Source organism: Devosia sp. A449, from assembly GCF_054489375.1.
Genome location: NZ_JBTMWU010000003.1, coordinates 555976 through 572860, shown reverse-complemented (window position 1 = coordinate 572860; position 16885 = coordinate 555976). Strand labels below are relative to the sequence as shown.

Here is a 16885-nt window from a genome sequence, read left to right as displayed (position 1 = left end):
CTTGTCCAGTGATCCGCGTGGTGACATCAGGCAAGTGCGACACTATACCCGAACCGACCCAGGCCCAGCGCCGGCCCCTGCCCCTTTAAATTCCGGTGGAAACGCCCATGCCGGTCGATCTGGCCCTCTACCAACCCGACATCGCCAACAATACCGGCACGCTGATCCGGCTGGGGGCCTGCCTGGGGATAACCATCCACCTCATCCACCCCACCGGCTTCCCGTTTTCCGCCAAGGCCTTGGCCCGGGCTGGCCTCGACTATCTCGACCATGCGGCGGTGCATGAGCATGCCAGCTGGACCCAGTTTGACGCCTGGCGGCGCGCCGAAGGGCGACGGCTGGTGCTGCTGACCACCAAGACCGAAACCTCAGCCTATGCGGTGGATTACGGCGCTGATGACATTTTGATGGTGGGGCGCGAAAGTGCCGGCGTGCCCGACGCGGTGGCCGAGGCCTGCGACCTGCTGGTGCGCATTCCCATGCGACCCGGTTTGCGCTCGATCAATGTGGCGCTGGCGGCAACCCTTATCCTGGGGGAAGCCAAAAGACAGACCGACGGCTTTACACAACTCATCTGACAGGCCATTGCACCATTATGACACTGCCACACGATATTGAGGCCAAGCAGGCCACCGCCCAGCACTGGTTCCGCGCCTTGCGCGACCAGATTGTTGCCGCCTTCGAAACCATCGAGGCCGAAGTAGCCGGCCCCAACGCCCATTTGCCGGCCGGTAAATTCGACATCGCCCCCTGGGACCGCCCCGCCGGCGGCGGCGGCGAGATGGGCATGCTATATGGCCGGGTGTTTGAAAAAGCCGGCGTGCATATCTCCACCGTGCATGGCGAGTTCTCGGAGGAATTTGCCAAGCAGATGCCCGGCACCGAGGCCGGCGCCAAATTCTGGAGCTCGGGGATTTCCCTGATCGTCCACCCCTGGAACCCCCATGTTCCAGCGGTGCATATGAACACGCGGATGATCGTCACCGGCAAGCAGTGGTTTGGCGGCGGCGCCGATCTGACCCCGGTGCTGGATCGCCGCCGCACCCAGGACGATCCCGATACCGTCGATTTCCACGCCGCCATGCGCGCGGCCTGCGATAGCCATGCGGGCGTCGACTACGACCGCTACAAGAAGTGGTGCGACGATTATTTCTTCCTACCGCACCGCAATGAGCATCGCGGCGTCGGCGGCATTTTCTACGACCAGCATAATTCGGGCGATTGGGATGCCGATTTCGACTTCACCCAGTCGGTGGGTGGCGCCTTTCTCGATATCTATCCCCAGCTGGTGCGCCGCAATTTCGAGACGGCCTGGACCGACGCTGACCGGCAGGAACAGCTGGTACGCCGCGGCCGCTATGTCGAATTCAACCTGCTCTATGATCGCGGCACCACCTTCGGGCTGAAGACCGGCGGCAATATCAACGCCATCCTGTCATCCCTGCCCCCCGAAGTTCGCTGGCCCTGAGATGCAACCTTTCCGGGCGCCGCGCGTTTTGCGCAGCAAACCGGAAGGATGACCATCATGAAGCGATTTGATTCCGGCTCACTGATTCCCGGCGCCACGTGGCATGCCGAGGCTGATAGTGAAGCCGAAGTGGTGCGCCGCGCGGTGGAAAGCCTGCGGCGCTATCACGGCGAGACCGAGGTGCGCCCCGAAATGATCGAGCGCATCAAGGAGCGGATTGTGGAGGTCGGCGGCTAGCGGCGCGCCTGCGCCAGCAGCTCCACTTTCCCCAGCGCAAAGCCGCTATCGATCCAGACCCGCTCCAGCCGCGCCAGCTCGCGGCCCAGCGCCGGACCGGGCGGGATACCGAAATCCGTCAGATCATACCCCGACAATGGGAATGGCGGCACCACGATGGCCGCCAAAGTGCGCGCGGCTTCGGCCAGGCGGGCCGGCCCCCATTTGCCCAGCGCGGCCGCCGCAGCAAGACCTTCGACCGCCGCCTCGCCATGCCGATAGGCCGCCTCGCCGATTCGATCCTCTTCCAGCAAGGCCGCCGCCTTGATGATGGCACGGGCTGTATTGAGCTGCTCGTTCGAGAGCCGCCACGCAGACTGCGCGGCATCGAGATCATCGCCGGCAATCAGGGCCAGCCGGGTCTCGGGCGATTGCCCTCCCAACTGCTCATAGGCCGCCAGCGCCAGCAGCGCCGGTTCAGCCAGCGATATCAGGCCGATTTCGACCATCTGCGTCAGGGTGCGGGTGATTTTGGGCAGGCCCAACATGCGCATGATTTCGCCGCCAACGCGTTCGCGCGACAAATGGCCGAGGTCATCGACCGCCGCCGCGCAGGCCACGAGCCCGGCCGCGTCGAAGTTTTCCGCGCCATGGCTGGCTGAGAGGCGAAAGAAGCGATAGACGCGCAGCCCGTCCTCGGCGATGCGCTGCGCCGGCGCGCCGATGAAACGGACCACCCCATTGCGCGCGTCCTCGACCCCACCCAGCGGGTCATACAGCGTGCCATCGGCGGCGCAGTAGAGCGCATTGAGAGTGAAATCGCGGCGGCCGGCGTCTTCCACCCAGTCGGTGCCGAAGGCGACCACCGCGTGGCGGCCATCAGTTTCGACATCGCGGCGCAGGGTCGTCACCTCGGCCAGCGTCTCGCCCAGCTTGAGCGTCACCGTGCCGTGGTCGATGCCGGTGGGATAGTAGGCGATACCGGCAGCCTTGGCCCGGGCGATCACCTCGTCGGGCAGCAATTCGGTCGCCATATCGATATCGCCGCTATGGGCACGGCCCATGATGGTGTCGCGCACCACCCCGCCCACGGCGCGGGTACGGCGGCTGGCGCCATCCAGCGCGGCAAAGATCGCCTGCGTCTCGGGACGGAGCCGCCACTCGGCGGAGACCAGCGCGTCACTCACGACGCGGCCTCTTTCATCGCCAGATCGCGGAAACGGCGCGTCAGATTGGCGGTAATGCCCCAGATGCGGTGACCGTCATGGTCGATTTTCCAGGTGCGGTGTTCCTTGCCGTTCCGCTCGACGCGGAATTCGCCATAGGCCTCGGGGGTGAGAATTCGCTGCAGCGGCACTTCGAACACCGAATGCACCTCGCCCGGATTGGGCACGAATGGCCTGCTCGGCCGTACCGTCGCTACCACCGGGGTGATGAGATAATTGGTGCCGGTGTAATAAGTCGGCATGAAGCCAATAACCCGGACATCCGCCTGCAGCATGCCGACCTCTTCGAAGGCCTCGCGCAGCGCCGCAGCCGCCACGTCCGCATCGCTGGCATCGACCTTGCCGCCGGGAAAAGCCACCTGCCCCGAATGGGCCCGCAAATCCGGCGAGCGCTCGGTATAGAGCACAGTATGGCCCTCGGGCCGCCGAATCAGCGCGATCAGCACGGCTGCCGGCGTGGGCGGCCGGGTGTACGGGGTTTCCGGCGCCCAGTCAGGCACCAGCGTATGCGCCGGCGGCAGCGGCGGCGGCATGGTCAGCAGGCGCGTGGCCAGACGGTCAATAATGGCGTCATCGGACGACAAGGGGACACCGGAAAACGTTTCGGAAACCGGAGCTTAGGCCAGTGTACCGCCAAGGGTCCACCGCGTTTTGCGCAGCTCTGCCCGTCACTCAGCCCTGATGCCAGGCGGCAATCGGGCCCGACAGCGTGGTCGCTAGGCCCTTGTCCTCGGCAAACACCAGCACGCGCGTCGGGTCGACCGGGCCGGGGAACTCGATATTGCCCAGCGTCGTCGGCTCCCAGCCCAGCGGGCAATAATAATCGCGGTCGCCCACCAACATGACGAACTGGCCATCGCCCCGCGCCAAAGCGCGCTTGGTGACTTCGCGGGCCAGCAGCTTGCCGGCGCCGAGCTTGCGGAAATTGGGGTGGGTGGCGAGCGGCCCGAGCATCCAGCCATTGATGCCGCCAATGCTGATCGGGGTCATCCACACCGAGCCGCAGGCCGTGCCGTCGACTTCAGCGACAAGGCTCAGGCTCTTGTCGATGGGGAACCGCTCGCGAATGCGGAACGCCGTGCGCGCGAACCGGCCGGGACCGAAGGCGGTTGCCTGCAAATCCTCGATGAATTCATCATCAGCGTGGGTGGCGGGGCGAACCTGGAGCGCAACGGCGGTCAGAGCGGAGACAGCAGCGGGCGCAGCCGAGGGCGCAGAAACAAGGGTCATGACGATGATCCAGAATGGGAGATGCGTAGGAACCCGGTGCTTGAAAAGCACCGCTCGAGTGACCGCTTACGGTCGTCGGGTCGCCAGCAAAACCTTCACCATCCTGGGCGCCTCCACGCCTGAAATTCGCATTAGCACCATGGGGGCCTCGCGTAAAATGAAAATCATGGATCGCGCGCCAAATTGCAAGGGGCATCAACCAGCTGTGGCCCAAATGCACAACGGATCGTTGCACGAATGCAGCCTTATCGCTCGCCCCGCCGGTTACTATGTGTCAGGCAGCAACAAACGACGATGGGATATGATCCCGACAACGCGTCGACAACATGACGGAAAGGGTTCGATCTTGGGACAATTGATCGACGGAAACTGGTCCACCCAGTGGTACGACACCAAAAAGAGCGGTGGCAAATTCGAACGTAGTCAGGCGGGCTTCCGCAATTGGGTGACCGCTGATGGCAGCCCCGGCCCCTCCGGCGTCGGCGGCTTCAAGGCCGAAGCCGGCCGCTATCACCTCTATGTATCGCTCGCCTGCCCCTGGGCGCATCGCACGCTGATCTTCCGCAAGCTCAAGAATCTCGAGGGCCTGATCTCGGTATCGACCGTCTCGCCCAAAATGCCCGACGAAACCGGCTGGAGCTTTGACACCGCCAGCGGCTCGACCGGCGATACGCTGCTCGGCAAGGATCTGCTGTGGCAGGTCTATACGCAGGCCGTGCCCGACTATACCGGTCGCGTCACCGTGCCGGTGCTGTGGGACAAGCAGACCAACACCATCGTCTCCAATGAGAGCTCGGAAATCATCCGCATGTTCAACTCGGCCTTCGACGAGTTGACCGGCAACACCGATGACTACTATCCCGAAGCGCTGCGCAGCGTGATCGATCCGATCAATGCCCGCGTCTATGACGACATCAACAATGGCGTCTACAAGGCCGGCTTCGCCACCACGCAAGCCGCCTATGACGAGGCCGTGGCCACGCTATTCGAGGCGCTCGACTGGGTGGAAGCAAAGCTGGGTGAAACCGCCTACCTCACCGGCGACAGCATCACCGAAGCCGATTGGCGGCTGTTCACTACGCTGGTGCGGTTCGACGCGGTCTATGTCGGCCACTTCAAATGCAATTTGAAGCGCATCGCCGACTACGCCAATATTTCGCATTATCTCAAGGCGCTCTACGAAGTGCCCGGGATCAAGGAAACCCTCGATCTCGAGCATATCCGCACGCACTACTATTGGAGCCACATCACCATCAACCCGACCCGGATCGTCCCGGTTGGGCCGGAGTTGCCGTTCCTGAAATAGGCTATTCGCAGGCTGTGGGCAGTTCGAGGCGATAGCTCGTCTTGCCCACGCCGGCCGGCGGCTCTGGCACCAGATAGACCGTCAGGTCGCATTCCTGGGTCCGGATCATCCATTCGGCAGCGCCATCGGCGCGGGTACCCGAATTGGTGATCTGCCCGATCGGCGCTTGCCGCACCGCGTCGGCCACGTCGCTACTGCCCAGGATCATGGCGATCTGCTCGGCGCTGTCATAATAGCCCGACAGCGCGGCGAAGGCCGAAGTCGGCGTCAGCAGCAGCAGGGCGGCGAGGATGTATTTCATGCAGACTCTCCACAGGGGACACTTGGGCGGGCCCGCGAAACGCTAACCTGCAGAAGGGCGCGCGTCTGAGCAGCGCCCTTCTGGGAAGCAATAGTCGGAGGCGGCTAGGCCCAACGCGTCGGCGGCTACTTCTTGGTGCCGGCGCCCGAGGTTGTCGCGGCAAACCCCTTGAGTGTGGGCACCGAAGCGTTGGTTTTCGGCTTTTCCTGCTTGGGCTTTTTAGCTTGGCCCTTGCTGTTCTTGGCCATGTGGGCCTCCTTGTTCGGCGCGGTCATCGCCCGAACCCCCACAATTGCACGAATTGGTTGCATTCGGCAGACAATCCCCTCAGCGCCAGATCCTGGGCTAATAACCCCACACCTCGCGGCGCGGCACCTTGTCAAAATACTCGTCGATCCGCTGCGAGGTGGCCGGCGTCACCTTTTCCGGCAAAGCATGGCGGTCGAACCAGCCCACCTCGGCAATCTCGTGATCGGCCTTGCGCTCGAACACCTTCTCGAACTTCGTCGCCACATAGAAAGCGACATGGTCGCGGTCGGTCACCGGGCTGGAATTGTGGTAGATGCCGAATAGCTGCATCGGGCCGATCACGCGAAAGCCGGTTTCTTCCAGCGTTTCGCGGGCCCCCGCATGCTCAAAAGTCTCCCCCGGGCTGACGCCACCGCCGGGAAACTGCCAACCGGGCACATAGGTGTGCCGGATCAGCAGCACCTTGTCGCCATCGACCACCATCACCCGGCTCCCCAAAGTCATGCGGTGCCACAGACCCTTGAGGGTCAGGAACACCTTGGCGCGCCAGCACTGGAAGCCATTCATCTGCATTGAAACACTCCTTGGTGCGCCATCGATAGCAGAGACTTGATCGCGACAAAATTGACCACAGAGCCGATTGACCGTTTTCTTGCCGGCCCCCTTCTGGCATTACGCCCCCAATGATCACCCTGGCCCACATCTCCGATATCCACCTGTCGCCCATGCCGACCGTCGGCTGGCGCGATCTGCTCGGCAAACGCCTCACCGGCTATCTGAACTGGAAGCTGCGCCGGCACGGCGAGCTGAACAGCGAAACGCTGACCACGCTGGTCGCCCATATGCAGGCGCAGAATGCCGACTTCACGGCGGTGACCGGCGATCTGGTCAATCTGGCGCTGCGCTATGAAATGGACCGCGCCGGGGAATGGCTGCAGGCGCTCGGCGCCTCCGACAAGATCGCCGTCTGCCCCGGCAACCACGACGCCTATGTGTCGGGGGCCCTCGAATCCGCCCAGCATGCCTGGGGCGATTATATGCGCGGGGAAACCCTCGACGACGCCGCCTTTCCCTTTGTGCGCCGCATCGGCGAACTGGCGGTCATCTCCTGCTCCAGCGCCGTACCGACCCGCCCGTTCCTCGCCATCGGGCGCTTCGATGAAGCCCAGGCCGACCGGCTGGGCCGCATTCTCAAAATCATGGGCGAAGCGGATTATTTCCGCACCATACTGATCCACCATCCACCCAATGCCGAATTGCAGCACCCCTCATTCGGGCTCAAGGGCCACAAGCTGTTCCGGCAGGTCATTGCCGAGCATGGCGCCGAACTGATCCTGCATGGGCACACCCACCGCTCCTCGATCCACTCGATTCCGGGCAAGGACCGCGAAGTGCCGGTGGTCGGCGTTGCCGCCGCCAGCGCCGCCCAGGGCGGCACGCTGGACGATCCCGCACGCTACAATCTGTTCCGCATCGAACGCACTGGCGATGGCGGCTGGACCTGCACCATGCGCGAATATGGCTTCCAGCGTCTGGGCAGCGAGATTGTCATGCGGCTGCAGATGCGGATCTGCTGAGGGCGGCCAGCCGCCTCAATACTGTCCATCCCGTCCACCCGGACGGCACCTAAAAACTCGATGTCATCCCGGCCTTGAGCCGGGATCCATCTCGAGATCTCAGGATGGGCCCCGGCTCAAGGCCGGGGTGACATCGTGGGTGGGGCAATACCGCAAGACGCGCCAATCACCGCCCAGCAGTTTTCTCCCGCGTGCGGTTGTGCAGCGCTTCGACTTCCGGCGTTAGCGCCTCCCCGAAATCACCCATTTCGTAAAACGGGCGGATTTCGAGTTCGCTATAGCCGGGCATCGGATTGGGGCAACGCTTGGCCCAGGCGACGGCCTCGTCCATGTCGCGCACCTCCCAGATCCAATAGCCGGCCACCAATTCCTTGGTTTCGGTAAACGGGCCGTCGATGACGATGCGCTTGGCGCCGTCAAAGCCAATGCGCTTGCCCTGACTGGAGGGGCGCAGCCCGTCGCCGGCCAGCATGATGCCGGCATCGACCAGTTCCTCGTTGAATTTGCCCATGGATTCGAGCATCTCGGTCGTCGGCAACACACCGACTTCGCTGTCCTCGCTCGCCTTGACCAATACCATGACACGCATCTTGATCTCTCCTTGTTGCGGGGCCGCTTGCCCCTTACCCTCCCGACGAGCGAACTGGCCTCAATTCGACACAACAAACTGCCCCACTCCCGCCACGGCCGCAAATCACCTATATGATCAGTCAACCCGCGAGTGCCCCCTGCCTTGACCGAACAATTTCTCATCGAGCGCCCCCAATTCGATCCGGCGACGGGCATAGCCCGCTTCGGCTACGGTTTGGACGGCCTGCATTTTGTTGAAACGCTGAACCTGCCGGCCGGCGCCGATCTGGCTGCTGCCGACAGTCTGGGGTTTCGCAAGCTGCTTGATCTGACCGCCATCGTGCTCGGCGTCAGCTATTTCAAACTCAAGGCGCCCTTCGTCATCGCCGCCCCGGACATTCCGCTGAGCGAGGCTGAACGGGCCTTTGCCATCGACGTCTACGAAAACGGGCTCGGCGAATTCTACGCCCGCAACAATCTGCTGCGCTTCGGCAAGCTGTCCATTGCAGCACCGGACGATACCGCGACTTTGCCCGCCGTGCCCCTGCCCAACCGTACGCTGCTGCCGATTGGCGGCGGCAAGGATTCGCTGGTCAGCGTCGATCTGCTCAGCCACACCGGGGTGGATTTCACCCCCTTTGCGGTCAATCCCAAAGGGCCGATCCTGACCTCGGTCGCCACCATCGGCATCGAGCCGGTCTATGTCACCCGCACCCTCGACGCCGAGATGATCCGGCTGGGCCAAGAGCCGGGCTATTACAACGGCCACGTGCCCTCGACGGCGATCAACTCGATGATCGCCGCGCTCTGCGCCCTGCTCTATGGCTACAACCAGATCGTGCTCAGCAATGAGCGCTCGGCCAGCGAGGGCAATGTCGAATTCGATGGCCGCGAGACCAATCACCAATATTCCAAATCGCTGGGTTTCGAGCTGCTGATCGCCGCCATTCTGAGCGACGCCACCGGCGGATCGCTGAAGTATTTCAGCCTGTTGCGGCCCTATTCCGAGGCCCGCATCGCCTCGCTCTTCACCCACGAAACCAAGTTCGACCACGTGTTTTCGAGCTGCAACCGCAATTTTCGGTTGGCCGGGCATGACGGGCATCTGTGGTGCGGCGACTGTCCGAAATGCCATTTCGTCTTCCTGATTTTTGCGCCCTTCATGGCCAAGGATCGCTTGCTGTCGATCTTCGGCAAGGACCTGCTCGACAACCCCGCCAATGAAGGCTCGTTCCGCGAACTGGCCGGGCTGGCCGGGCAAAAACCCTGGGAATGTGTCGGCGAAATCCTCGAAGCGGCCGCCTGTCTTTATACCCTGACCCGCCATGCGGATTGGCACGAAGCGGCGGTGGTGCGGGCGGTCAAGGCGGATTTGTTCGCCCAGTATGGCGAGCCCAAACTGCAGCTGGCGATGGCCGAATGCCTGACCGACAGCCATGATCACCATATTCCGCCGGCACTGGCCGCACGGGTGGCCGCCTATGCGGTTTGAAGAACCGGTTCTGCTCTATGGCGCCGGCCGCGAGGCGGTGTCGACGCGGGCTTTTCTCAAGGCGCGGCAGCCAGAGCTAAAGGTGTTCGTCACCGTCGATAGCGGCAGCGCCGATATCGATGAGACTGAGGCGATTGCCCCAGAAGACTTGCCCGCCGCCATCACGGCGCATCGCTTTGGTTTGATTGTCAAAAGTCCCGGTGTGTCGCGCTATAAGCCGGTCTTCGCGCTTGCACGCGATGCCGGTATTCCGGTGACCTCCAACCTCAATCTGTGGAGCAGCGCCTATCAGGATGGGCGCCAGGTCATCGCCATCACCGGCACCAAGGGCAAATCGACCACCGCCACTTTGGTGCATCTGATGCTGACGCAATCGGGCATTGATGCCGGGCTGGCCGGCAATGTCGGGCTGGCGCCGCTCGATATCGCTGATCGCTATCCAATTGTAATATTTGAGCTTTCCAGCTACCAGACCGCCGACATGATTTTGCAGCCCGATCTCGCGGCGCTGACCAATCTGTTCCCCGAGCATGTCGATTGGCACGGCAATGTGGAGCGTTATTTCCACGACAAGCTGCATCTGATCGACCGCGAGGGCGGCTTTCCGGTGGCGCTGGGCGCAGCGGCCAAGAACAATGCGCTGGTGGCTCAGGCGCTGCGCGACCCAAGCCGACTGGTCCGCGCGCTGACCGATGACGAACGCGCCACTATCGACAAAGCTGCAGCCAGATCACGCCTTAAAGGCTTGCATAACCTCGATAATTGCCACCTCGCCGCCGAAATCGCATTGGCGGCGGGCGGTACGCTGGAGGGGATTTTGCGCGGCATCGCCGCCTTCATGCCGCTGCCGCACCGGCTGGAGGAGCATCCCATTGGCGGCGTGCTGTTTGTCGATGACTCAATCTCCACCACTCCCGAGGCGACCAAGGCAGCTTTGGCGGCGTATCGGGGGCAGCGGTTGGCACTGATTGCGGGTGGGCATGAGCGGCAGCAGGATTATGCTGAACTGGCAAATCTGCTGACGGGCTATGGGGTTACCACGCTGGCCTGCCTGCCGGTGACCGGTGACCGGCTGGCCGAGGCGACCCGTGCGGTTGCGCCGCAAATTGCGGTGCTGGAAGCGCCGGATCTCGAAACGGCGATGCGGGCTTTGCATGGCCAGCGGCAGAATTTTGATGCGGTGATCCTCTCGCCGGGGGCGCCGTCTTATAATCAATTCAAGAATTTCGAGGAGCGCGGGGCGCGTTTCATTGCCCTGGCGCAGGATATTTTCGGCTGACAGGCCAATAGGATAGCTCATGAACGGCGCCATCTATCTGCTCATCGCCATTGTCGGCGAGGTGATTGCCACCTCGTTCCTGCGCGCCTCGGCCGGCTTCACCCAATTGGTCCCGTCGATCGTGGTGGTCGTCGGTTATAGCGTGACGTTTTACTTCTTTTCGCTGGCGCTGCAGACCATTCCGGTGGGTATTGGCTACGCCATCTGGTCGGGTGTCGGCATCGTCTTGGTCTCGATCATCGCCTATTTCGTCTATGGCCAGACGCTGGACCTGCCGGCGCTGATCGGCATCGGATTGATCCTCGCCGGGGTGCTCGTGATCAATTTATTCTCGCAAGCATCGGCCCATTAGCTGGCAGTTTTCTGCCAGCATGCTGGTGGTTTGCTGTCAGCATGCTGGCGGTTTTCTTGCTAAAACGTCTCGGTCAGCGCCGCCTGGGGGACACCGGCCGCGAGCAGCGCCTCGCGGATCGCTTCGATCAGGACATTATCGCCGATGCGTTCGCGCAAACGCGGCAGCACGCCCCTGGCGCGGAAGCTCGCTACATCCAATACCTGCGGCAGGTAGCGATTGACCACGGCGCTGTCGCCAGCGCCCTGCCCGGCCATGATGGCCAGCACCGGCCCCAATTCGCGATCGGCGAGAGCGTAGAGTTCGGCCCGTTCGATGGCGCTGGCGAAATCGCCATCGCGCAAGGCCAGCAGCGTCGGTACGCCTTGGTACCAGGGCGGCGGGCTGGGCGACTGTTCGGCGGCGTCGCGCGCCATGGCTTCGGCCTCGCTGAGATTGCCCTCGAACGCCAGCAGCCGCGCATAGGCGGCCAGCGCGTCGGCATTGGCTGGATTGAGTTGCACCGATGAACTGAAATCGACGCGAGCCCGGATGCGGTCATGTTGCGCGTCATGCAGCCGGCCCTGCTGCTCCCAGACGAAAGCGCTGATCGGATTGAGCCCGATGGCCTGCTCGAGGCTGATGGTGGCCAATTGCAGCCGTTCGGCCGGCGACGCGTCGGCGGACGGGTGTTCGGCCAGCAGGCTGGCCGAGGCGGCCAGCGCCATGGCGTTCTGTCGGTCATCCTCCGGCAACGCGGCGAAACAGGCGCTGGCCCGCTCGGCCTCCGCCGCCCCGCCGGTTTCGCGGTATAGATCGAACAGCATACGACACAGATAAAGATTGAGCCGGCCATCGGGGAGGACGCCAGCGGTCAGCCACTGCCGCGCCCGGACATGCAACGGCCCGCGCGGACTGCCCAGCACCAGGCTCAGCGATTTCGAAACCCTGTCGAGCACGCCGGGCGCGGCGGCCTCGGTGGCGGGCACGGCCAGCGTGTGGCTCCACACCACCGTGCTGGTCACGCTGTCGGTGAGAATGGCGCTATATTGCACGACGTCGCCTTCGGGGCGGACAATGCCGGTCAGCACGTAATCGCTGGTCGGCAGGCCGGCGACCACGATATTGCCGCCACCCCCGCCACCACCGCCATAGCGCACCCCGAGATCGCCGAACTGTTCGAGGTCGGTCACCAATTCGATGGCCAGCCCCGCCACCGGTGGCGCGACGCTGGCCGCGCCGGCCAGATTTTGAAACTCGACAATGGTAATGCTGGGTCGCTGCAGCATCTCGGCCAGCGACTGGGCTTCCAGCCGCGGCCCCCAGGCAGAAAGCGCATAGGCGGCCAGCGCCACCAGCAGCGCTATCCCCGCCAGCACAAACCAGGTTGGCGGCAGCCGACGCCCCCGGGCCGGCCGCGTGCGCGCCACAGCCGGTGGCGGGCTCGCTGGTGGCGGCGCGACGCCACCCCGGCCGGCGACGAATTCGGGAATATAGCGCCCGACCGGCAACTGGATGCGGACGAGTTCACCCATGCCAGAGCCGAGATAATAATCATCGAGCAGACTGCGCAGACGCCGCGCCTGCACGCGCACGATCGGGTCGGCCTGCGGATCGAAATCAACGGCGCGGCCAAACACATCCACCGCAATGGAATAGGCCTTGATGGCCTGTTCATCACCATCCAGCGTGCGGCGCACGATATAGTCGAGAAACCGGCCAAGCTGCGGCGAGCGTGAAATCTCTGGCCACGCGAGCAGCCGCTCAAGAGCAGTCAGGATCGCTTCGCGTTGCGGCGCAGGATCGGACAACCACGCCTCCCGGTTAGGCATTCATAGTGACTCGTTACATGTAAAACGCAAGCGCGTGTTACACCGGCGTAACCTGATTTTGCCTTTTCCACCGCTTCACGGTGCAGCATACGCGGGCTGTCGACGTTATCACGCCGCATAGTTTCCGGTTGGCTAGGCCCCGACCGAAACGCTTTGACCACCTAGTTTCGAATGCTAACGCCCGCCGCCCGCCGCGGTGCCGGCGAATATTTGCTTAAACGACATTGCTCCGGGGCGTCCGGCGCAACGAGGTGCGTATTGAACGATTATGTGGAAAACCTGCCCTTCGTGGCACTTGTGGATGATGACCGGCATTCGGCGCAGCTGCTGACGCGCATGCTGCTCGGCCAGGGCTCGCCCGCTATCGCATGGTACGGCGACGGCCATGATGGCGCCACCATGCTCCGCACGGTGCTGGGCAATCCGGCCGCCAACTGGCCCAGCCTGCTGATCGTCGATCTCAAGGCGCATAGCAGCGCTACGCTCGAATTCATCGCTGCCATCCAGCCACTGGCCCGCCAGAAGGGCGTGCCGGTCGTGGTGATGGCACCACCGCTCGGGCCACGGGCCCGCGACGCCCTGCATGACAGCGGCGCCGCAGCGGTGTTCTGCCGCCATGCCGATCTCGACGCCTATCGGCGCGAAGCGGCTGGCATTGTCAGTTTCTGGGCGCAAAGTCAGCGCCTTGATGCGGTTGGCATGTAGCTCCTGCGTCCACAGGTTGCATGCCTCGGCCGGGTGGGTGCTGCAGAACGGTTTTCGAACCGCTCCTGCATTCCCAAGTACCCCTCCGGCCACTCACACCTTCCCGGCCCGCTTGCACCGCGACCGGGAAGGGCGCCCGCCCCGCTCCAAGGGGCGTTGGCGCGAGGGCGCGGTCGCGACACCTCCTGGTCGCGTCCGCACGGGGGGAGAAGCAAATCGGCAGCGCGCTCGTCCCTCGGCGCTGCTGCCCCAATCTATTGCTTCTCCCCGCGGCCTCGCTCAGTGCCGGGATGCTTGTCATCATGTCCGCGAATGAATTTGTGGGCCACCACCCGCAAGGCCGCCAGCACGGTCACGGCCAGCAGCGCCACGCCAAAGGCGACGAGATAATAGCCCAGCGCCGTTGCCAGCCCCACCGCCCCGGCCAGCCACATGCCGGCGCCGGTGGTCAGCCCCTGCACATTGCTGCCGCTCTTGAAGATGGCGCCAGCGCCGAGAAAGGCGATGCCCGCCGTGACCGCCTCGACGGCGCGGATCGGGTCGGCCCGCAAGCCACCGCTATCGGGCTCGATGGTGTGGAAAATCTCGAAGGCCAGGATGGTGAACAGCGCCGCTGCCACCGACACCAGAATATGGGTGCGCAGCCCGGCCTCGGCCGTGTGCCATTCCCGTTCGAAGCCGATCATCGCCCCCAGCACCGCCGCAATCAGCAGGCGGATGGCGATGATGTGCTGGGGCAGATAGGTCTGGACGAAGCCGAATTCGTTGCCGACATCCATGATGGGGTCCGGAGTTTGTGACGCTGTGGGCACAACCCCGTGGGGTTGGGTTTGTTCCAATGGGGGGTGCGTGCTTGCATCGGTGTATCGGTTCCTTCGCCTCCCTCCCCCTTGAGGGGAGGGATTGAGGGAGGGGGTCGTGCAGTTTGCCACAAGGCGACCCCCTCCCCGGCCCTCCCCTCAAGGGGGAGGGAGGGAAAGAGCTGATAGCTTCATGCCGCCAGAGGAGAAATCTCAGGATGGGTCCCGGCTCAAGGCCGGGATGACATCGGGGGTGGGGGGAACGGCGGGGGTTAGCCCGGATTTACACTGTCTTGAGCCAGCCGCCGTCGACGAAATAGGTTGAGCCGGTGGAATAGCTGGCTTTGTCCGAACACATGAAGACGAAGAAATTCGCCAGCTCCTCCGGCGTGGCGAAGCGCTTCATGCCGCCGGCTTCGTCGGCGACGGCTTGCAGATGGGCTTTCCAACCGGCTTCGCCGGCAATTTCCTTGGCGGTCTTGATCCAGTCGCCGGTGAGGATCAGGCCGGGATTGATGGTGTTGACGCGAATATTGTCGCCCACCACCTCATTGGCCAGCGTCTTGGAAAACATCATCAGCGCCGCTTTGGTGGTGTTGTAGATCGGCTCGTACCACAGCGGCTGCACGGCGCAGATCGAGGCATTGTGCAGGATCACCCCGCCGCCCCGCGTCTTCATGGCCGGCATCAGGCCGCGCGCCAGCCGCACCGCGGCCATCACATGCAGATCCCAGTAATATTGCCATTTGGCGTCGTCGGCTTCGGCGATGGTTTCGTTCGACCCGGTACCGGCATTGTTGATGAGAATATCGCCCCCGCCAAAGGCCTTGTGCGTGCCGGCAATGACGGCGTCGCAGCCGGCGGCGGTGGCGATGTCAGCGGCAATGGCGGTGGCGATGATGCCGAATTTGTCGGCCACCTGCGCCGCTGCATCGTCACCGCGCTCCTGGTTGCGGCCAACCAGCACGAGGTTGGCGCCCTCGGCGGCCAGTCCCTCGGCTATCGCCAGGCCGATCCCGGTGGTGCCGCCGGTGATGACGGCGATTTTGTCGCGCAAGTTCAAGTCCATGCTTGGCTCCTTGGATTGAAGGCCCCCTCATCCGCCCTTCGGGCACCTTCTCCCACGAGGGGAGAAGGTGATGGAGCCGAGAGTGCCTCTTACTTGGCCACCCGGATTTGCAGCTTTACGTCGGTGGGCCTTGCTTCCACGGCGCGGTCGAAGGCCAGAACCGCGTCTTCGAAGGCAAAGGTCTCGGAGATCAGCGGCTTGAGGTCGACCTTGCCCGAGGCGATCAGGGCGATGGCGCGGTCATATTGGTGGGCATAGCGGAAGACATTTTCGATGCGCAGTTCCTTGACCGAGGCGCCAGCGATATCGACGGCCACCGGCTCGACCGGCAGGCCGACCACGACGATGGCGCCGCCGGGGCGCGGCAGCTCCATGATGGTTTTCCAGGCGTGCGGCGAGCCGGAGCATTCAAACACCACATCGGCGCCCCACCCCTCGGTGAGCCGGGCCACTTCGGCAACGATGTTGTTGTCGCGAATATTGACCGGGATGATGCCCTGATATTGCGCGGCGATATCGAGCTTGGGCTGGGCCAGATCGGCGACGATCACCCTGGCGCAGCCGCCGGCCAAGGCCGCCAGCGCCACCATGGTGCCGATTGGTCCTGCCCCCAGCACCACGGCCGTATCGCCGGGCATGATGCGGGCCTTGCTGGCCGCCTGCATGCCCACGGCGAAGGGTTCGACCATGGCGCCTTCGGCAAAGCTCACATTGTCGGGCAGCTTGAAGGTGTAGTTGGCCGGATGCACCACTTCGGGCGTGAGCACGCCATGGATCGGCGGCGTGGCCCAGAAGCTTACCGCCGGATCGACATTATACATGCCGAGCCGGCTGGCCCGCGAATTGGGGTCGGGAATGCCCGGCTCCATGCAGACCCGGTCGCCGATTTTGAGATGGGTCACCCCGGCGCCGATTTCGGTGACCGTGCCGGCGGCTTCATGGCCCAGCACCATCGGCGCGTTGACCACGAAGGGGCCGATTTTGCCATGGGTGTAATAATGCACGTCCGAACCGCAGACGCCCACAGTGTGGATAGCGATCTTGACCATGCCCGGTCCGACCTCGAGCGGCAGCTCGATATCGCGCAGGGCCAGCTCGTGCTGGCGTTCGAGAACAAGGGCGCGGACTTTGGTCATGGAACATCCTCTTGAGGCCTGAAGCACTGGGCAGCCGCCCAGCTATTGGGCAAGTGTAACCCAGCCAATCAGCGCAGCAAGGCAGGATTCAGGCTTTT

General features: G+C 63.7%; 20 protein-coding genes. 9 read left to right on the top strand and 11 right to left on the bottom strand.

Annotated features, from left to right (window positions below):
* Positions 1-107 precede the first annotated feature (107 nt).
* From ACX3OW_RS12005 to ACX3OW_RS11995, 3 genes are read left to right on the top strand one after another with little or no spacing between them, the layout of a single operon-like run.
* Entirely contained in the window at positions 108-578 is a 471-nt protein-coding gene (locus ACX3OW_RS12005; RefSeq protein ID WP_459095998.1) for a tRNA (cytidine(34)-2'-O)-methyltransferase, read from the top strand.
* Positions 579-595: 17 nt separating this feature from the next.
* A complete protein-coding gene (hemF, locus tag ACX3OW_RS12000) occupies positions 596-1468 on the top strand; it encodes an oxygen-dependent coproporphyrinogen oxidase (RefSeq protein WP_459095997.1) in 873 nt (290 codons plus the stop codon).
* 57 nt (positions 1469-1525) lie between these two features.
* A complete protein-coding gene (locus ACX3OW_RS11995) occupies positions 1526-1705 on the top strand; it encodes a DUF1059 domain-containing protein (RefSeq protein ID WP_459095996.1) in 180 nt (59 codons plus the stop codon).
* Here ACX3OW_RS11995 and ACX3OW_RS11990 read toward each other — a convergent pair.
* The 3 genes from ACX3OW_RS11990 to ACX3OW_RS11980 all read right to left on the bottom strand — a co-directional run bounded on the left by ACX3OW_RS11990 (position 1702) and on the right by ACX3OW_RS11980 (position 4140).
* A complete protein-coding gene (locus ACX3OW_RS11990; RefSeq protein WP_459095995.1) occupies positions 1702-2871 on the bottom strand; it encodes a CCA tRNA nucleotidyltransferase in 1170 nt (389 codons plus the stop codon). The two genes, ACX3OW_RS11995 and ACX3OW_RS11990, sit on opposite strands and share 4 nt — an antisense overlap.
* Positions 2868-3494, bottom strand: a complete 627-nt coding sequence (locus ACX3OW_RS11985) for a CoA pyrophosphatase (protein ID WP_459095994.1) — start codon at positions 3492-3494, stop codon at positions 2868-2870. The genes ACX3OW_RS11990 and ACX3OW_RS11985 overlap by 4 nt, the downstream gene beginning before the upstream one ends.
* Before the next feature lie 88 nt (positions 3495-3582).
* Positions 3583-4140 (bottom strand): GNAT family N-acetyltransferase, encoded by a 558-nt coding sequence (locus tag ACX3OW_RS11980; RefSeq protein ID WP_459095993.1) that lies wholly within the window; start codon positions 4138-4140, stop codon positions 3583-3585.
* 346 nt (positions 4141-4486) lie between these two features.
* On the opposite strand from ACX3OW_RS11980, the gene ACX3OW_RS11975 reads away from it, so the two are divergent.
* Positions 4487-5446: a glutathione S-transferase family protein gene (locus ACX3OW_RS11975; protein WP_459095992.1), complete on the top strand. Its 960-nt coding sequence runs from the start codon at positions 4487-4489 to the stop codon at positions 5444-5446.
* Between the two features lies 1 nt (position 5447).
* On the opposite strand, the gene ACX3OW_RS11970 is transcribed toward ACX3OW_RS11975, so the two are convergent.
* The 3 genes from ACX3OW_RS11970 to ACX3OW_RS11960 form a co-directional block, all read right to left on the bottom strand.
* Complete coding sequence (locus ACX3OW_RS11970; protein WP_459095991.1) at positions 5448-5747, bottom strand: hypothetical protein; 300 nt, start codon at positions 5745-5747, stop codon at positions 5448-5450.
* Between the two features lie 125 nt (positions 5748-5872).
* Positions 5873-5995: a hypothetical protein gene (locus tag ACX3OW_RS11965; RefSeq protein WP_459095990.1), complete on the bottom strand. Its 123-nt coding sequence runs from the start codon at positions 5993-5995 to the stop codon at positions 5873-5875.
* 97 nt (positions 5996-6092) lie between these two features.
* Positions 6093-6569, bottom strand: a complete 477-nt coding sequence (locus ACX3OW_RS11960) for an NUDIX domain-containing protein (RefSeq protein WP_459095989.1) — start codon at positions 6567-6569, stop codon at positions 6093-6095.
* Positions 6570-6679: 110 nt separating this feature from the next.
* Here ACX3OW_RS11960 and ACX3OW_RS11955 point away from each other — a divergent pair, with 110 nt between their 5' ends.
* Entirely contained in the window at positions 6680-7573 is an 894-nt protein-coding gene (locus tag ACX3OW_RS11955; RefSeq protein WP_459095988.1) for a metallophosphoesterase family protein, read from the top strand.
* Positions 7574-7739: 166 nt separating this feature from the next.
* On the opposite strand, the gene ACX3OW_RS11950 is transcribed toward ACX3OW_RS11955, so the two are convergent.
* Positions 7740-8162, bottom strand: a complete 423-nt coding sequence (locus tag ACX3OW_RS11950) for a YciI family protein (RefSeq protein ID WP_459095987.1) — start codon at positions 8160-8162, stop codon at positions 7740-7742.
* Positions 8163-8306: 144 nt separating this feature from the next.
* On the opposite strand from ACX3OW_RS11950, the gene ACX3OW_RS11945 reads away from it, so the two are divergent.
* Genes ACX3OW_RS11945 through ACX3OW_RS11935 form a run of 3 tightly spaced genes read left to right on the top strand, consistent with a single transcriptional unit; the run spans position 8307 to position 11266 of the window.
* Positions 8307-9635, top strand: a complete 1329-nt coding sequence (locus tag ACX3OW_RS11945; protein WP_459095986.1) for a hypothetical protein — start codon at positions 8307-8309, stop codon at positions 9633-9635.
* A complete protein-coding gene (gene murD / locus ACX3OW_RS11940) occupies positions 9625-10914 on the top strand; it encodes a UDP-N-acetylmuramoyl-L-alanine--D-glutamate ligase (RefSeq protein WP_459095985.1) in 1290 nt (429 codons plus the stop codon). Before ACX3OW_RS11945 ends, murD begins: the two co-directional genes overlap by 11 nt.
* Positions 10915-10933: 19 nt before the next feature.
* Entirely contained in the window at positions 10934-11266 is a 333-nt protein-coding gene (locus ACX3OW_RS11935) for an SMR family transporter (RefSeq protein ID WP_459095984.1), read from the top strand.
* A 59-nt stretch (positions 11267-11325) separates the two neighbouring features.
* Here ACX3OW_RS11935 and ACX3OW_RS11930 read toward each other — a convergent pair whose 3' ends face one another.
* Complete coding sequence (locus ACX3OW_RS11930) at positions 11326-13056, bottom strand: tetratricopeptide repeat protein (protein WP_459095983.1); 1731 nt, start codon at positions 13054-13056, stop codon at positions 11326-11328.
* Between the two features lie 279 nt (positions 13057-13335).
* On the opposite strand from ACX3OW_RS11930, the gene ACX3OW_RS11925 reads away from it, so the two are divergent.
* Positions 13336-13782: an ANTAR domain-containing protein gene (locus ACX3OW_RS11925; protein WP_459095982.1), complete on the top strand. Its 447-nt coding sequence runs from the start codon at positions 13336-13338 to the stop codon at positions 13780-13782.
* Between the two features lie 254 nt (positions 13783-14036).
* Here ACX3OW_RS11925 and ACX3OW_RS11920 read toward each other — a convergent pair whose 3' ends face one another.
* The 3 genes from ACX3OW_RS11920 to ACX3OW_RS11910 form a co-directional block, all read right to left on the bottom strand.
* Complete coding sequence (locus ACX3OW_RS11920) at positions 14037-14561, bottom strand: MgtC/SapB family protein (protein WP_459095981.1); 525 nt, start codon at positions 14559-14561, stop codon at positions 14037-14039.
* A gap of 304 nt (positions 14562-14865) precedes the next feature.
* Positions 14866-15651: an SDR family NAD(P)-dependent oxidoreductase gene (locus ACX3OW_RS11915; RefSeq protein WP_459095980.1), complete on the bottom strand. Its 786-nt coding sequence runs from the start codon at positions 15649-15651 to the stop codon at positions 14866-14868.
* A gap of 89 nt (positions 15652-15740) precedes the next feature.
* A complete protein-coding gene (locus ACX3OW_RS11910; protein ID WP_459095979.1) occupies positions 15741-16787 on the bottom strand; it encodes an NAD(P)-dependent alcohol dehydrogenase in 1047 nt (348 codons plus the stop codon).
* Positions 16788-16885 lie beyond the last annotated feature (98 nt).

Bases quoted from the DNA above. Each gene is read 5' to 3' on its own strand.
- ACX3OW_RS11915 (WP_459095980.1), bottom strand. From the start codon at position 15,651: ATGGACTTGAACTTGCGCGACAAAATCGCCGTCATCACCGGCGGCACC.
- ACX3OW_RS11995 (WP_459095996.1), top strand. From the start codon at position 1,526: ATGAAGCGATTTGATTCCGGCTCACTGATTCCCGGCGCCACGTGGCAT.
- ACX3OW_RS11910 (WP_459095979.1), bottom strand. From the start codon at position 16,787: ATGACCAAAGTCCGCGCCCTTGTTCTCGAACGCCAGCACGAGCTGGCC.
- ACX3OW_RS11980 (WP_459095993.1), bottom strand. From the start codon at position 4,140: ATGACCCTTGTTTCTGCGCCCTCGGCTGCGCCCGCTGCTGTCTCCGCT.
- murD (WP_459095985.1), top strand. From the start codon at position 9,625: ATGCGGTTTGAAGAACCGGTTCTGCTCTATGGCGCCGGCCGCGAGGCG.
- ACX3OW_RS11965 (WP_459095990.1), bottom strand. From the start codon at position 5,995: ATGGCCAAGAACAGCAAGGGCCAAGCTAAAAAGCCCAAGCAGGAAAAG.
- ACX3OW_RS11955 (WP_459095988.1), top strand. From the start codon at position 6,680: ATGATCACCCTGGCCCACATCTCCGATATCCACCTGTCGCCCATGCCG.
- ACX3OW_RS11950 (WP_459095987.1), bottom strand. From the start codon at position 8,162: ATGCGTGTCATGGTATTGGTCAAGGCGAGCGAGGACAGCGAAGTCGGT.
- ACX3OW_RS11970 (WP_459095991.1), bottom strand. From the start codon at position 5,747: ATGAAATACATCCTCGCCGCCCTGCTGCTGCTGACGCCGACTTCGGCC.
- ACX3OW_RS11935 (WP_459095984.1), top strand. From the start codon at position 10,934: ATGAACGGCGCCATCTATCTGCTCATCGCCATTGTCGGCGAGGTGATT.
- ACX3OW_RS12005 (WP_459095998.1), top strand. From the start codon at position 108: ATGCCGGTCGATCTGGCCCTCTACCAACCCGACATCGCCAACAATACC.
- ACX3OW_RS11960 (WP_459095989.1), bottom strand. From the start codon at position 6,569: ATGCAGATGAATGGCTTCCAGTGCTGGCGCGCCAAGGTGTTCCTGACC.
- hemF (WP_459095997.1), top strand. From the start codon at position 596: ATGACACTGCCACACGATATTGAGGCCAAGCAGGCCACCGCCCAGCAC.
- ACX3OW_RS11920 (WP_459095981.1), bottom strand. From the start codon at position 14,561: ATGGATGTCGGCAACGAATTCGGCTTCGTCCAGACCTATCTGCCCCAG.